The sequence below is a fragment of the Paraburkholderia bryophila genome, assembly GCF_013409255.1.
Lineage (GTDB): Bacteria > Pseudomonadota > Gammaproteobacteria > Burkholderiales > Burkholderiaceae > Paraburkholderia.
On record NZ_JACCAS010000002.1, the window covers coordinates 1,037,459 to 1,052,059 of the forward strand.

The following is a 14,601-nucleotide window of genomic DNA, read 5'->3' on the forward strand; positions in this document are numbered from 1 at the left end:
TATCGATGTGCCCTTCCCGCTCGATCCTTTCCCGGATCGGTCAGAAGTGGACGATGCTGGCAATCGTCGCGTTGCGCGAGGAGCCGTTACGCTTCGGCGACATCCGCCGTCGAATTCACGGCGTTTCCGACAAGATGCTGACCCAGACACTCCGGCAGATGGAACGGGACGGGCTCGTGCGACGCTATGCGTACGATCAACGGCAGCAGCGCGTGGAATACGGCTTGAGTCCGCTCGCCCAAAGCGTGCTGCCGATCGTGACCGAGTTGAAGCAATGGGCGGAGCGTTCAAGCGGACTCATCGAATCGAGCAATCAGGCATTCGACCGCAAAAGCGTGCCCTGAAACACGGCATCCGAGCGTGCCGATACTTTCCAATCACTGACAACGCGAACCACTCGCCATCGAGGCACGCCGCTTGCGATGCATGCAAGCCGGACCTCTCGACTAACGCCTGCCACGCAGGTTTTCGTGACGCCCGACTCCCACGAACCCGGAGAACGCGACATGGACTTAGTCGATGATGGCGACACCAGCCGCGCCGGCCGCGTGCGCAGACGGCGACGTTCGCGCGTTTTATCCCGCTATGCGGGTCGCCCCATTCGTCTGATCTGGCGTTACGTGGCGCGACACAAATTCGCGCACAGCGTTGTTCTACTCAGCGTAGTCGCGGCGGTAGGCTGCGCATTGGCATCGCAATACGGCATCCGTAATCTGATCGACGCGTTGGCGAGCGGTCGCGCTCATCCTCAAAACGTGGTGCGCGCGTTCGCCGTGCTGGTGGTGCTGATCCTCGCCGACAACCTTTTCTGGCGCGTCGCCGGCTGGATTTCCGCGCGCACGTTTGTCGCGGTGACCGGCGATATCCGCCGGGAAATGTTCGATTATCTGGCCGGCCACGCGCCGTCATTCTTCTCCGACAAACAACCCGGCGTTCTGTCGAGCCGCATCTCGGCCACGGCCAACGCGGTTTACGTGCTCGAAAACACGGTCGCGTGGACCGCGTTGCCGCCGAGCCTGACGGTCATTGGCGCCATCGCAATGGTCGCGGCCGTCAGCGTTCCGATGAGCCTCACGCTGGTCGGCATTTCGGCGGTGCTCGCGTTCTGCCTGTTTCTGCTGGCGCGCAAGGGCACCGCCCGGCACGAGGCATTCGCGAAGCAGGCGGCGTCGGTCGATGGCGAACTCGTCGATGTGATCGGCAATATGGGGCTGGTTCGCGCGTTCTGCGCGGTGTTCCCGGAACGTAGGCGCTTCGACGGCCAGCTAGCTGCCGAGAACGATGCGCGCAAGCGCAGCCTGCTGTATCTGGAGAAGCTGCGGCTGTTGCACGCCGTCGCGACCTCGATCCTCTCCGCCTGCGTGCTCGGGTGGACGGTGTGGCTGTGGAGCATCGACCAGGCCACCACCGGCGACGTCGTGCTGATCGGCTCGCTGGGCTTCTCGATCCTGCACGGCTCGCGCGACATCGCGGTCGCGTTCGTCGATCTGACCCAGCACGTCGCCCGCCTTGGCGAAGCGTCGGAAACGCTGCTGATCCCGCATTCCATGCCCGAGCCCACCAAGGCCGCGCCGCTCGAAGTCCGCCGCGCCATGGTGGATTTCGAAAACGTGACGTTCGCTTATCCGGGCCGGCGGGCCGTGCTCAATTCGCTGAATCTGCACATCGAAGCGGGCGAGCGCGTCGGCCTGGTCGGTCCCTCCGGCGCGGGAAAATCCACCGTGCTTGCGCTGTTGCAGCACTTCTACGAGCCGGGCTCGGGCACGGTGAGAATTTCAGGGCAGGACATTGCACACGTCACCGTGCAAAGTTTGCAGGCCGCGCTGTCGATCGTTCCGCAGGACGTGACCTTGCTGCATCGCTCGTTGCTGGAGAACATCCGCTACGGTTGTCCCGATGCGAGCGAGGCCGACGTGCGCCGCGCGTGTCAGGACGCCCACTGCCTGGAATTCATCGCGGCGCTGCCGGAAGGACTGGAGACGATTTCCGGCGATCGCGGCGCCAAGCTGTCCGGTGGACAGCGCCAGCGTATTGCGATTGCTCGGGCGATCCTGAAGGACTCGCCGATTCTGCTGCTCGACGAAGCGACCTCGGCGCTCGACACGGCTTCTGAAATCGCGATTCAATCAGCGCTCGAACGGCTGATGAAAAACCGCACGGTGATCGCGATCGCTCACCGGCTGTCGACGCTGCAGAGCTTCGATCGGATCGTGGTGCTCAATCGCGGCCGCGTCGTTCAGCAAGGTTCGCCGGCTCAATTGGCGACCGTGCCGGGCATCTATCGCGACACGCTCGCGCGGCAGATCAAACGCACGCCGGCGCCGCGACCCGATCTGATGTAGGCGATGCTTGCCTGATCGAATGTTGCGGGCGCTTGCAATATAACGGGCAGCCGCAACCGCATTGACTACGCGTTGACCGCCGGATCGACGACCGCCGACATCGCCTCGCCGATCGCGTAGAACTGACCGCCGGCGATGTAATGCAGGCTGCGCAACGCGGGATCCGCACGCTCGAAATTCCAGTGACCGTTTTCGAAAACACGCGTATCGGCCCATGCGCCGACCACTTCGCCGATGAACAGGTCGTAGGTTTGCTGGATGTGCGGCTCCGGGATCACCTTGCAGGCGAGCCACGCGGAACAGCCTGCGACGAACGGCAGATCGTAGCCGTCGATATCAAACAATTTCACCGCCGACCGCTGCAGCTTGTCGGGATCGCTCGCGAGGCTCACGGTGCCGACGTCGTGCGTGAGTTGAAGCTGCGCCACGGTCGGCACCTGAATGACGAACGTGCCGGTCTGCTCGATCAGCGCGCGCGTGCGGGTCGCTTTGTCCAGCACGACCGTCAGCTTGGGCGGCGAGAAATCGAGCGCGCACGACCACGCTGCGGCCATCACGTCGTCCACGCCGTCGTAACGGCCGGACACCAGCACCGTGGGACCGTGGTTGAGGAGCCGGTAAGCCTTCTTCATGTCGACCGGTGCGATGTGACTGTCCATGCGGATTCCTTCAGAGGCGACGTTGTTCACGTCTCATGTTGCAAACCAGACGAAGCTTATCTCAGACGCCCGCGCAGGGTGACGGGAACGCCCGCGGCGCGATTATTGGCGTTACGCGGTCCGGTCACGAGCAGTCGATTATCATTAAGTCGATCACATCACGTGAAAAATCCGGTGGTTGGATATGACGAATACAGGCAAAGCATTGATCATTGGGCTGGTGCTAATCGACCTCGGCGTAGTCGGTTATCTGCTGGTTCCTAAAGGTGAACGAACGACCGCGGCCAGCGGCGCGACAGGCGGCACGGTGGCGACCAGTTCCGTCAGCGCGGCGGCGGTCGGGCCCCGTGCCAGCGACACGCACGTCGTGGCAGGCAGCGTGCTGCCTACCGTGCCGTCGTCCGCTCAAAGCAGCGGCGAGATCGCGGCGGTAGCGCCGCTGCCGCCGCCGCGCAAGCCGAACGCTCATGCAGTTAAACCGGTCACGATTGACGCATCGGGCGAGACGAAAACGGCTGCACCGCAGACGGTCGACGGCACGCACGGCGATCTCAATCGGCAAGGCTCGAACCCGGTCGCGGCGGCGATGACCGACGCACTCGTCAAGGAATCGGCGAAACCCGATCCGTCGTTGCCGATGCCGTCGTTGCCGATGCAATCAACGCCGCCGTCGGAACCGCCCGCCGCGCACGACGGGCAAACTCCGCGCGGGTCGAACCCCGTTGCCGCGGCCATGACACAGGAACTGGTGAAGCAATCGGCCCGCGTCGATTCGGCGTCGCAACCGCCGGCGCGATCCGGGACGCAGTGACGGCGCGGGGTCGTCGATAGCGGCGGCGCGAACAAGCGCATTCCCGCATTCCTTACGAAGCGTTTTTCATCCCCTCGCGCACAAAGTCAACGAAACGCGTCACTACTGCGTCGTCGCCTTCACTAAGCCGTGGTCGCGTATCCCAGCCGCTCAAAGGCCTTCACACGCGCCCGCTCGACACCCAGCACGATCGCGCCGAGCAGCACCGCGTCGGTGCCGGTCGCCGACACGGCGAACTCGGGCACCGGAATCGGCAGCCACTGCGCGAGATGATCGCGGATCGCCGGCAACAGCAATGCGCCACTTCGGCCGACACCGCCGCCCAGCACCACCAGCTTCGGATCGAGAATCGGAATGATCGAAGCCAGCCCCCACGAAAGCTGACGCGCTTCTTCCGCCACGCAGTCGAGCGCGCGCTGATCGCCGGCATTCGCCGCGACGAACACCTCTTCGGCATTCGCCACCGTCAGGCCGCGCCGCTGCGCCTGCGCGACGATCCCTTTCGCCGCCGACGACGCTTCGAACATCGGCCGGTACACGCCATCCGATTTCGAGCCGACCACGGGCGCCGCGGGCAGCACCGCGATCTCGCCGGCAAAGCCGTGCGCGCCGCGATGCAAACGACCGTCGGCAATGATCCCGAGACCCACGCCCGTGCCGACCGACATGAACACGAAATTGTCGACGCCGCGCCCGAGTCCGTGCTGCTGCTCGCCGAGCGTCGCCAGATTGATGTCGTTCTCGACGAACAGGTCCGCGTCGAGTGCGTCCCTGAGCGACGGAATCAGCCCCGGCCGCTCCAGATCCGGCAGGTTCGGCGCGAGACGCAGCCGGTCGTTATCGGCGTCCAGCACGCCCGGCGAACCGAACACGGTCGCGAGCACGGCGTCGCGCGAAACCTGCTGCTCGTCGAGCATCGCGTCGACGATCTCGACAATGCGCGCGACGAACCGCTCCACTTTCGCGGGCGTGCGCTTGTCGAGCCGCGCTACCACCGTGCCGGTCAGGTCAGCCACCGCGCCGCGAATCCATTCCGCGCCGACGTCGATCGCGACCACGAAGCCCGCTCTGGCGTGCGGCGCGTAAAGACGCGGCGAACGCCCCGCGCTGCCGCCGCGCACACCCGTCTGCTCGACGAGACCCAGCCGTTCGAGATTGCTCAGCGCGGCCGTGACCGTCACTTTCGACAGCCCCGTACTCTCCGCGAGCTGCGGGCTGGAGGCGGGCGCCATCGACAACAGATGCTGGTAAATCGCCCATTCGTTGCCCTGGCGTACAAACGCGGGGCCACGGGTGACGGTCGGCTGGCTGTGCTTTCTGTGCGCGTGCATGGGCTGTCTGGTTTCGGGATGGCCGATCCTATCAACGACTGTACGGCGGGGCAAGCCGCCGCCAATGCCGAGCCGGGGGAACATTTTTGGCTCGCTTGAATTAGTAAAGAAAGTTTCCTATCATTCGGCAACACAAAAATGAGATGAATGCCGAAGCATCCGATCAACGACGCGGCGAGCGCCGCATGGAGATATCGATGAGCGATTCCACCTGGCGGGAACCGTCCCCGCAAGCCATGGCTGACGCGGCCGCCGAGCCCGCGGCCGAGGCGCCGCACTTCCGCCGTTCGGTCGGCCTGTTCCCGGCGATCGCCGTGAACATGATCCAGATTTGCGGCGTCGGGCCGTTCCTGACCATTCCCGCTATCGTCGCCGTGCTGAACGGGCCGCTGGCCATCATCGGCTGGATTCTCGGTGCGGTGCTGTCGATGGCCGACGGCCTCGTCTGGGCGGAACTCGGCGCGGCGATGCCGGGCGCCGGCGGCACCTATCTCTATGTGCGTGAAGCGTTCCAGTACCGCACCGGCAAGCTGATGCCGTTCCTGTTCGTGTGGACCGCGATGCTGTCCATTCCGCTCATCATGAGCACGGGCATTATCGGTTTCGTGCAGTACCTCGGGTTCTTTCTGCCGACGCTGTCGGCATGGCAGACGCACGCCATCGGCGTCGGCGTGACCGCGCTGGTAGTGCTCGCGCTGTACCGGCGGATCGAATCGATTCGCGCGTTGAGCACGGTGCTGTGGGTCATCATGATGCTGGCGGTCGGGCTCACCATCGCGGCCGCGTACTCGGATTTTCATCTCAGCCTCGCAACCACGCTGCCGCCCGGCGCAGGCGATCTCGGCAAGTTCTTCACCGGCCTCGGCGCCGGGTTGATCATCGCCATTTACGACTACGCCGGCTACAACACCACCGCGTACATGGGCGACGAACTGAAAAACCCGGGCCGCGTGATGCCGCGCTCGATCATCGTGTCGATCATCGCGATGATGGTGCTGTACCTCACGATGCAGATCGGCGTGATCGGCACGGTGCCGTGGCAGGAGGTCGCGAAGTCGACCTCGGTGGCGTCGCTGGTCGTGGAGCGCAACTGGGGGCATACGGCGGCCGCGATCGTCACGGTGCTGATCCTGTTCGCCGCGTTCGCATCCGTATTCGCCGGCTTGCTCGGCGGCTCGCGCGTGCCCTTCTACGCCGCACGCGACGGCGTGTTCCTCGCCGCCTTCGGCAAGCTGCACCCGAAGCACAACTTCCCGCATGTCGCGCTGATCGTGATGGGCGTGGTCACGGCGGCCGGCACGTTTTTCGATCTGACCTCCGTGATCAACATGCTGGTTGCTGTCGCGGTGCTGTTGCAGTCGGTCGCGCAGATCGCGGCGCTGACCGTGCTGCGTCGCCGTCAACCGACGCTCGAACGGCCGTACCGGCAGTGGCTTTATCCCGTGCCGAGCCTGGTCGCGCTGGTCGGCTGGCTCTACGTGTTCTACGCGACCGACCGTCAATCGCAGTTGATGTCGACCGGCTGGCTGGTTCTCGGCCTGATCGCATTCCTGATCTGGGCGCGCGTGGCGCGTCAATGGCCGTTCGGTCCCAAGCCGATCCGCGAAGTATTTCTCGAACGTCAGATGAGCAGCACCGCAACCGCCTCCGCTAATACGCAAACGCATGCACGTTAATGACCTGGATGAAACCCGGCGCACTAGCGCCGGGCCGCATGGATTTCTGCTGGCGATCGATTTCGGCGGCACCAAGATCGCCATGTCGACCACTACGGAAAGCGGACAGCGCCTTCACGAAGCGGAAATTCCGACCCTGGCGCAACAAGGCGCGCAGACCGTCATGCGCCGCATGTTCGACGCGGCGCGAGCGTTGATCGCGACGACCGCGGCCGACGCCGGCGGTGAATTGCTCGCGGCCGCGGCCGTTACGCCGGGCATCGTGGAACCGGACGGCGTTCGCCTCGCGCCGAACAACCCAGGCTGGGACCGGCTCGCGTTGCACGACGAACTACGCAGGGGTTTCGCGATTCAATGCGTCAGCATCGAAACCGACGTCAAAGCCGCCGCGCTCGCGGAAGCCCGTTGCGGCGCGCTGGCGGGCGTCGAGTGTGGTCTCTATGTGAACCTCGGAACGGGTCTCGCGGCGGCTGCGGTGATCGGCGGCAAGGTGCTGCGCGGCGCGCATGGCGCGGCGGGCGAGATCGGTTATCAGTTGCGCGGCGTGCCGGGCGAAACCCTATTCGCCGATGGCGGCGCGCCGCTGGAAGACTTCGTGTCGGGCCGTGCGATTGGCGAGCGTGCGAGCGCGCTGCTGGGACGCAGCGTGACCACGCGCGAAGCGTTTGCAATGCGTGAGTCCGTGCCGCAAGTGAACGCACTGCTCGACGACACGCTCTATCGCCTTCGCGTGCATATCGTCAATCTGAGCTTGATGCTGGACCCGTCGCGGATCGTGATCGGCGGCGGCATGGCGCGGATTCCGGGCATTGCAGACGACCTCCGTGCATTGCTGAAACGCACCGTGCCCTATCCGCCCGATGTGGTGATTGCCGCTTTCGGCCACGGCGCGGCGCTGCAAGGCGCGATCGTGGCCGCCGGCGATGCCTGGCGCGCGCGACGTGTGCCGCCTGGTCTTGCGCCGTTGCGTGCGGTCGCGCCTGCGTTGTAGTTAAACGTTGGCTGCCATGACTCGCGCTGCTCGTTGCTCGTCGCGCAACGCACCTGGCACGCACTTGGCACCTGCCTGGCACCCGCTCGCAGCGCGCCGCCGAAGCCAGGCACATGCCGTGCTACCGCATCTCCCTGGTAAGAGGCTGACTGCCGGACTCGTCCGGCGCCCATCCCCACACACAAACCAGGAGCCGAAAATGAAAGCGAACACACTGATCTGCGCTGCCGCGCTCGTCGCGATCTGCGCGTCGCAGGGCGCCGTCGCCCAGGTGGCCGGCCTGCAACCGCTCGGCGGCACGGTCGAGCAGACCAACGCGTTGCTCAAGGGCTGGAGCGTGCGCCGCGCGCTGGTCGACGAACCGGTCTACAACGATCTCAACGACAAGATCGGCAGCATCTACGACGTGATCATTTCGCCGGATCGCAAGGCGACCTACGCGGTCGTCTCGGTGGGCGGATTCCTCGGCATGGGCAAGCACTACGTGGCGATTGCGATCGACCACTTCGAGATTCGCGACGGCAATCTGTTCCTGCCCGGCGCGACCAAGGACGCGCTGAAGTCCGTGCCCGAGTTCGAGTACAACAAGCTCGAAAAGGCGACCAAGCCGCACAAGGTCAGCGCGAATTAACAGGCAGCGGATAAATAGCCGTTAAATGCCGGCCGTGCGATGCAACGTGCGCAAACCCTGCGACGCGACGCAACGCGAGACGACGCGTTGCACGGCCTTCAACGCGTCGGGGCCGTGACCAGTTGCAACGGCGTCTCGATCACCCTCGACAGGTCGCCTTCCCTTCTCTGCTCCGTCACGGCTTTCAATGCCACGTCGAGCCCGAACACGGCCTGGCGGTCCGCGAACTGATCGATGGTGGCGAGCACGCGGCCGTCGGCAATTAACGGCTTGATCGCTTCGATATCGTTATAACCGGTGATCGACACGCCGCCGGTTCTACCGGCGTCGCGCACCGCATCGACCGCGCCCATCGCCATGTTGTCGTTGCCGCACAGCAGTCCGCGCAGTTGCGGATGCTCGCCGAGCATCGCCGCGGCGGCGTCGCGGCCTTTGCCGTAATCCCAGTTGCCCGATCGCACCGCGACCACCTTGATGCCCGCCGCGCTCATCGCCTCCCTGCCACCCTCCGTGCGCTGCTGGGCATTGCGATCCGCCGAAATTCCTTCGATGATCCCCACTTCGTCGCCCGCCTTGAGCCGCCCGGCCAGCACCTTCGCCACCTGAAGCGCACCCTTGCGATTGTTCGGCCCGACGAACGGCACGGAGATACCGGCTGCGTCCTGAGACGCGTCGTCGAGCGGATTGTCGATCGTAATCACGATGATGCCGGCCTTGATCCCGCGCGCGATCACCGGCGTCAGCGCCTTCGAGTCGGTCGGCGCGATCACGATCGCGTCCATCTTCGCGCGGATCATGTCCTCGACCATACGGATCTGAACGGCCGTGTCGCCCTCCGACGCCGTACCGCGCACCGTCAAACCGAATTGCGACGCGTAATGCTGCTGGTAGTTCTGCGCGGCGTTCTGCATGGCCGCCGTGAACGGATCGGCAAGCGACTTCAGCACGAGGCCGACCTTCAGCTTGCCGCCTTGCAGCGCCTGAACAGCGGGCGAGGTCAGCAGACCGGCCGCGGCCAGCGTGCCGGCGAACAGCACGCGGCGGCGCATGCTCGAAGGCGAGTTCTGCTGGGGCACGGCCCAGGAAGACCTGCTTCGGGGCGTCTTCTGCGTCATGAACGTTTTCCTCCTCCGCTGGCCTGACGAAACGCGACTCCGCACCCTGACGCCTGTGGACTGCCGCGCTCGCACGCTCGCATGGAGGCGAGCATCAAGCCGGCTTCAACGCGAGCAAGGCCGCGACGATGTCGTCGAACAGCGGACGGCTGCCGATCTCTTCGCTCAGGCAATTGTCCTTCAAGTCCGCGAGCTTCGCCGCCACGTCGGCCTGTGTGTCGAGCCAGTCGCAACGTTCGAGCAACTCTTCGAGCAGGCATCCGTAAGCGCGGACTTCGAGGCGCTGTAGCGCAGCACCGGTGTCCGGCTCTTCCGTGCGATAGATCGATGCCGCGCCGAAATCGCCCAGCAGCGCGTGCCCTTGACCGTCGTACAGAATATTGTGCGCGTACAGATCGCCATGCATGATGCCGCGCCGATGCAAATGACTCGCCGCCGATGCGATGCCTTGCGCGATCGCCCACGCGGACGCCGGATCGAAGCGCGTACCGGCGCCGTAGATATCGCGCGTACACGATTCGAGACTCGGCGGACCGCCCAGGTTGCCGAAGCGCGGATCGATCAATTCCATCACGAGTCCGTGCGTGCCCGCCGGATGGTCCGCCACTTTGCCCGCCACCGGGATCAGGTTCGGATGAACGCCGGCCTGGATGCAGGCGGCCATCTCGCAGTCCGGCAAACCGTCGCTGGTCACCGCGCCCTTGAACAGCTTGACGGCGACGGGTCGCACGACGCCTCCGTGCGGCTCCGACAGTTCCGCGCGATAGATCACGCCGGAAGCGCCCTCGCCCAACGTCTCCTCGAGTTTCAACGCGTTCCATGGAGTCGCCGCGATCGGCGTGTCGACCAGCGCCGAGGTCTCTAGCGCTTCATCGAACGGATTGCCGGCGTAAGCCAGCCAGGCGAGCCGGGGGAGGCGTGTCAGCCAGTCCGGCAGTGTGTCGAGCTGGTTCGCCGCGAGACGCACCAGTTCGAGCCGCGTGCAGGCGGCCAACGTGTCGGGCAACGCACGCAGTTGATTGCCTGCCAGCATCAGCTTCTGCAATTGCGTGCAGCGGCCAATTTCTGCCGGCAGCGCTTCGACCCGATTGTCGGTGAGAACGAGCCAGCGCAGCAGCGGCGGCAGCGCGTTGCCGGACACTTCGCGAATACGGTTGGCCTTGAAGCCGATCATGCTCAGTTGCTCGCATTGCCCCAGCACGGGCGGCAACTCGGTGAACAGATTGTCGGACGCGAAGAGAATGCGCAGCTTGCTCAGGCGCGGCAAATCGTCAGGCAGCGCACTGAGCGCATTGCCGGACAGGTCGAGGACTTCCAGCGTGTCGGCCAGATCGAAAATCTCGCGCGGAAATTCGCTGAGTCCGCACGCCAGTTTGAGCTGGCGTGCGCCGGCGAGCTGGCCGGCCCGCAGTCGTTCAAGTGTCGTGGTCAAAGTCGTGGTCTGGCTATCCGTTGCCGGTACGCGTTGTACCGGGGGCCTCAATTCTACTGAGTCGCGGCGAGCGGGTCTGCGTTCGCGGCGATTCAATCCATTGTCACCAAAACGCCCCACACGGCGCGCACATCTGTCATGCTTTCACACGAATTGGACAGCAAGATCTGGAGCGCGGGCAGCGGGCATGAAGTTCACACTGTTGAACATTGGCGCGCACTACGCGACATCGCGGCCTCGCCTTACCGGCATGCCGGCCTCCAACCCGCCAGGAGAAGCATCGTGACATACGCATACAAGTTGATGGATTCACCCGTCGGACAGTTGAAGCTCGTCGCAAACGGCGAACGGCTGGCCGCGATTCTGTGGGAAAACGACAAGCCGAACCGGGTTCGTCTCGGCACGTCGATCGAGGCGAACGATCGCCCGATCCTGATCGAAAGCGAACGGCAATTGAACGAGTATTTCGCCGGCAAGCGCCAGGCGTTCGACCTCGCGCTCGACTTTCAGGGCACCGAGTTTCAGAAGAAAGTCTGGCACGCGCTGTTGACGATCCCGTTCGGCCAGACGCGCAGCTACAAGGAAATCGCGCTGCAAATCGGCAATGTCAACGCCGTGCGCGCAGTCGGCGCGGCGAACGGCAAGAACCCGATTTCCATCGTGGCGCCGTGCCATCGGGTGATCGGCGCGTCCGGCGAGCTGACCGGGTTCGCGGGCGGATTGGCGAACAAGATGCTGCTGTTGTCGCTGGAGGCAGGGCAGACTTCGTTGGAAGCGGCAGCGGATGGCGCGATCGCAACGTCGGCTTCGGCACCCGCGCCCGCTCCTGCCCATAAGGTCGAGGCACGCGCCAAGCCCGCACGTCACGCGCCGAGCGTCGGCACGCAAGCGTCGCTGTTCGGCAATTGAGAATCGAGAATCGAGTCAAGGCGCGCGGTGCGTTGCCGCGCGCGGCTCGTCAAAAGTTCGCGAAGAACGCTCGCGCAGCCACCATACAGAACGACGCGACCAGTTCGCCGTGATACGCCTGCAACACGGCGGAAGCGCCGCCATCGGTCGCACCGTTCGTCACCGCCTGCTTCGCGAGCGACGCCTTGGCACTCGCGAAACCCTGCTTGATCGGCGCATACGGATCATTCGGTCCAGTGACCGGCGAGTCCACGTCGAGCACCGAAGTCAGTCCCGCCGGCACCTTTGCGTTCAACCAGTACGCCTGCTCGGTGCGCGCGTTGAAGAAGAACACCGTCGGATCCGCCTCGCCGCCGCACAGTTGCACCGGTGCTCGTGGCACCCAGTTGCGTAGATCGTTGCGCTTGAACGCCTGGCGCAGCGGCTGCATCGGATTCGCGGCCGGGGTCCATGCTGCGGTGGGCTGCGGGAACGCGCCATCGGGATGAGCGGCGGCGTCTTCGAGGAGACCCAGACGATAGGCGTTGCGCACGAGATTGGCGTCGCCGAATCCCGCCGCGGATACCGGCTTCAACGCGACCGGCACGAGCGGCGGCGCAGCGGGCGGCGTCATCGCAGCGAATTGCGGTGCGGGCGGCACGCTGCTGAAGAGCTGCGTCGGCGGCAATTTCTTCGCGGCGAAGAGGGCGTCGAGCGGTTGCAGACTCGGCAGCAAGGTCTCAATACCCGGCGCGTAGGCTGCCTCATAAAAGTCGCCGGGCTTGCGATAGATGTTTCCATAGGCGCGCTGATAACCCGTCACGATCAAGGTCGTGAAAAGCGTCGAACCCACGTTGACTTCGCCTTCGATCAGCGCGTCCGCGGTCGCGGCCAACGCGTACGGACCCGATCCCGGCGCCGACGCGGTCACCTTCACGCCGGCCGCCTGCAACGCGCGGTGCGTCGCCAGCGCCACGAAGCCGCCCTGCGAATAACCGGTCACGAACAGCTTGCCGTTCTCGCGCGTTCTGTGTCCCCGCTTCGTGTCGTTCAACACGAGGCGCGCGGCCCGCAGCGAGTCGATCACATCGGCGGATTGCTGGTCGGCGTTCAGATACGGGTGATACGGCAGATCGGAGCCGGCATAGCCCGCGTAATTGCTCGCCACCACGATGTAGCCCTGAGCCGCGTACATCGCGGCCACCGCGAGGCCTTCTCCGGCGCCGTCTGTATTGGCGGGGTCCGTTTGCGTGATGTCGGCGAGGTTGTACTGACGGTATGGGGTGGTGCCGTGCGCGTAGATCATCAGCGGACGTGGCCCACTGCACGCGGCCGTGTGTCCGGTGGGGAGCATCAGCGCGCCGCTCGCCTGAGTCGGCTCGCCCGCGCCGCCGATCGTGCTGTAGCGGAACGTCACGATCTCGACACCGCAAGCGGGCTTGCCGGCAATCTGCGCGAGCTGCTGGCCGGAGGCATTCGACGCCAGCATTTTTGCAAACGCCGCGGCACTGAGCCGCAGCGACACGTGATGATCGAGCAGTTGGCCGCGAGCCTTGCACCCCGTGTCACAACCGGAGCCGGCCTGCGCACCGACACTGACGCCCGACGTGAAACCGATCAGCAGCCCGAGGGTGGCGTTTCGCATCGCTACACGCATGTGAGGCTCCGTTTTCTTGGTTTGACAACGACCAGGCGGCCTTGCAAGGTGAAACGAGTATAGGTGAACCGATCCGCCGGCCGCTAGCGCGATCTCACCGCAGAGCGGCGACGCGGCAACCCGCTCACGCAAGGGTCACGCAAGCCTCAACGCGACGCCGTCATGACCGACGTCACCAGTTCTTCCGCCCGCGACAAAAACAGCTTCAGCACCGGCGACGTATTCGCGCGGCTATAACCGATCACCAGATCCACACCCGGCGCATCGCCTTCGAGCGGCCGGATCACGACCGACCACGGCAGCAGGTTGTTCGCATACTCGGGCATCAACGCGAGCCCGCGCGTGGACGCCACCAGCGACATGGCCATCGCCAGATTGTCGACGCCATGCTCGGGCGTGAGCGTCACGCCGCTCTCCTGCAGATACCGTTCGATCACGTCGTGCAGCACCTTCGCCTTGTTCGACGCCATGATGAACGTCTCGCCGACGAGATCCTCCGCGCGAATCGTCGCGCGCCCGGTCAACCGATGATCGCTCGGCATCAGCACGATGAGCTTTTCGCGGGACACCACCTTGTAATCGAGATCGAAGCCCGGCTCGGCGCGCAGAAACGCAAGGTCGAGCTTGCCGCGCGCGAGTGCGTCGGCAAGGTCCGGCGAGTAGTGACTCGATACGGTGACGTCGACGTTCGGCAGTTCGTCGCGCAGCACCTGCATGGCGCGCGGCAGCCAGGTCATTTCCTGGCCGGTCAGAAACCCCAGCGCAAAAACCTGTTTGGCCGGCCGCGACGCACGGCGCGCGGCCTCGATGGCCGCGTCGACCTGGGTCAGCGCGAGCCGCGCATGGTCGAGAAAGGCCTTGCCCGCCGCGGTCAGTTCGACCCCGCGCGCGCTGCGGCTGAACAATGCCGCGCCGACCTCGTCCTCGAGGTCGCGAATCTGCCGGCTCAGCGACGGCTGCGACGTATGCAGGCGCCGTTCCGCCGCGACCGTCAGGCTGCCCGTCTCGGCGACGGCCACGAAATACCGCAGGTGTCGAAGCTCCATAAGCCCTCTTGGCAAGACATGC

The 14,601-nt window shown here is 65.1% G+C and carries 13 protein-coding genes; 7 read left to right on the top strand and 6 right to left on the bottom strand.

Annotated features, from left to right (window positions below; genetic code table 11):
* Window positions 1-5 precede the first annotated feature (5 nt).
* On the top strand, window positions 6-344 hold the full coding sequence (locus GGD40_RS25840; protein ID WP_257030714.1) for a winged helix-turn-helix transcriptional regulator: 339 nt from the start codon (window positions 6-8) through the stop codon (window positions 342-344).
* A gap of 162 nt (window positions 345-506) precedes the next feature.
* Window positions 507-2,342 carry an ABC transporter ATP-binding protein gene (locus GGD40_RS25845; RefSeq protein ID WP_179745561.1) on the top strand — a complete coding sequence of 612 codons (1,836 nt, stop codon included), beginning with the start codon at window positions 507-509 and terminating at the stop codon, window positions 2,340-2,342.
* 65 nt (window positions 2,343-2,407) lie between these two features.
* Here the strand turns inward: GGD40_RS25845 and GGD40_RS25850 are convergent, their stop codons facing one another.
* The gene (locus GGD40_RS25850) at window positions 2,408-3,001 is read right to left on the bottom strand and encodes a flavin reductase family protein (RefSeq protein ID WP_179745562.1); all 594 of its coding nucleotides are present in this window, start codon (window positions 2,999-3,001) and stop codon (window positions 2,408-2,410) included.
* A gap of 184 nt (window positions 3,002-3,185) precedes the next feature.
* On the opposite strand from GGD40_RS25850, the gene GGD40_RS25855 reads away from it, so the two are divergent.
* Window positions 3,186-3,812 carry a hypothetical protein gene (locus tag GGD40_RS25855; protein WP_179711850.1) on the top strand — a complete coding sequence of 209 codons (627 nt, stop codon included), beginning with the start codon at window positions 3,186-3,188 and terminating at the stop codon, window positions 3,810-3,812.
* A gap of 122 nt (window positions 3,813-3,934) precedes the next feature.
* On the opposite strand, the gene GGD40_RS25860 is transcribed toward GGD40_RS25855, so the two are convergent.
* Complete coding sequence (locus GGD40_RS25860; RefSeq protein ID WP_179711848.1) at window positions 3,935-5,143, bottom strand: ROK family transcriptional regulator; 1,209 nt, start codon at window positions 5,141-5,143, stop codon at window positions 3,935-3,937.
* A 197-nt stretch (window positions 5,144-5,340) separates the two neighbouring features.
* Here GGD40_RS25860 and GGD40_RS25865 point away from each other — a divergent pair, with 197 nt between their 5' ends.
* The 3 genes from GGD40_RS25865 to GGD40_RS25875 all read left to right on the top strand — a co-directional run bounded on the left by GGD40_RS25865 (window position 5,341) and on the right by GGD40_RS25875 (window position 8,441).
* Window positions 5,341-6,819: an APC family permease gene (locus GGD40_RS25865; RefSeq protein WP_179745563.1), complete on the top strand. Its 1,479-nt coding sequence runs from the start codon at window positions 5,341-5,343 to the stop codon at window positions 6,817-6,819.
* Window positions 6,809-7,810 (top strand): ROK family protein, encoded by a 1,002-nt coding sequence (locus GGD40_RS25870; RefSeq protein WP_179745564.1) that lies wholly within the window; start codon window positions 6,809-6,811, stop codon window positions 7,808-7,810. The genes GGD40_RS25865 and GGD40_RS25870 overlap by 11 nt, the downstream gene beginning before the upstream one ends.
* Window positions 7,811-8,009: 199 nt before the next feature.
* Window positions 8,010-8,441, top strand: a complete 432-nt coding sequence (locus GGD40_RS25875) for a PRC-barrel domain-containing protein (RefSeq protein WP_179711840.1) — start codon at window positions 8,010-8,012, stop codon at window positions 8,439-8,441.
* A 98-nt stretch (window positions 8,442-8,539) separates the two neighbouring features.
* Here the strand turns inward: GGD40_RS25875 and GGD40_RS25880 are convergent, their stop codons facing one another.
* Entirely contained in the window at window positions 8,540-9,490 is a 951-nt protein-coding gene (locus GGD40_RS25880) for a substrate-binding domain-containing protein (RefSeq protein WP_257030715.1), read from the bottom strand.
* A gap of 160 nt (window positions 9,491-9,650) precedes the next feature.
* Entirely contained in the window at window positions 9,651-10,988 is a 1,338-nt protein-coding gene (locus tag GGD40_RS25885) for a protein kinase (protein WP_179745566.1), read from the bottom strand.
* A gap of 282 nt (window positions 10,989-11,270) precedes the next feature.
* On the opposite strand from GGD40_RS25885, the gene GGD40_RS25890 reads away from it, so the two are divergent.
* Entirely contained in the window at window positions 11,271-11,897 is a 627-nt protein-coding gene (locus GGD40_RS25890; protein ID WP_373565360.1) for a methylated-DNA--[protein]-cysteine S-methyltransferase, read from the top strand.
* Between the two features lie 49 nt (window positions 11,898-11,946).
* Here GGD40_RS25890 and GGD40_RS25895 read toward each other — a convergent pair whose 3' ends face one another.
* Both GGD40_RS25895 and GGD40_RS25900 read right to left on the bottom strand, forming a co-directional pair.
* Entirely contained in the window at window positions 11,947-13,533 is a 1,587-nt protein-coding gene (locus tag GGD40_RS25895) for an alpha/beta hydrolase family protein (RefSeq protein WP_179745567.1), read from the bottom strand.
* A gap of 146 nt (window positions 13,534-13,679) precedes the next feature.
* Entirely contained in the window at window positions 13,680-14,579 is a 900-nt protein-coding gene (locus GGD40_RS25900; RefSeq protein WP_179745568.1) for a LysR family transcriptional regulator, read from the bottom strand.
* Window positions 14,580-14,601: the final 22 nt, after the last annotated feature.

What these genes read in the sequence shown, in the direction of transcription:
- GGD40_RS25840 (WP_257030714.1), top strand. Translation starts at nt 6, where the DNA reads ATGTGCCCTTCCCGCTCGATCCTTTCCCGGATCGGTCAGAAGTGGACG.
- GGD40_RS25855 (WP_179711850.1), top strand. Translation starts at nt 3,186, where the DNA reads ATGACGAATACAGGCAAAGCATTGATCATTGGGCTGGTGCTAATCGAC.
- GGD40_RS25845 (WP_179745561.1), top strand. Translation starts at nt 507, where the DNA reads ATGGACTTAGTCGATGATGGCGACACCAGCCGCGCCGGCCGCGTGCGC.
- GGD40_RS25895 (WP_179745567.1), bottom strand. Translation starts at nt 13,533, where the DNA reads ATGCGTGTAGCGATGCGAAACGCCACCCTCGGGCTGCTGATCGGTTTC.
- GGD40_RS25900 (WP_179745568.1), bottom strand. Translation starts at nt 14,579, where the DNA reads ATGGAGCTTCGACACCTGCGGTATTTCGTGGCCGTCGCCGAGACGGGC.
- GGD40_RS25875 (WP_179711840.1), top strand. Translation starts at nt 8,010, where the DNA reads ATGAAAGCGAACACACTGATCTGCGCTGCCGCGCTCGTCGCGATCTGC.
- GGD40_RS25850 (WP_179745562.1), bottom strand. Translation starts at nt 3,001, where the DNA reads ATGGACAGTCACATCGCACCGGTCGACATGAAGAAGGCTTACCGGCTC.
- GGD40_RS25880 (WP_257030715.1), bottom strand. Translation starts at nt 9,490, where the DNA reads ATGCGCCGCCGCGTGCTGTTCGCCGGCACGCTGGCCGCGGCCGGTCTG.
- GGD40_RS25860 (WP_179711848.1), bottom strand. Translation starts at nt 5,143, where the DNA reads ATGCACGCGCACAGAAAGCACAGCCAGCCGACCGTCACCCGTGGCCCC.
- GGD40_RS25870 (WP_179745564.1), top strand. Translation starts at nt 6,809, where the DNA reads ATGCACGTTAATGACCTGGATGAAACCCGGCGCACTAGCGCCGGGCCG.
- GGD40_RS25865 (WP_179745563.1), top strand. Translation starts at nt 5,341, where the DNA reads ATGAGCGATTCCACCTGGCGGGAACCGTCCCCGCAAGCCATGGCTGAC.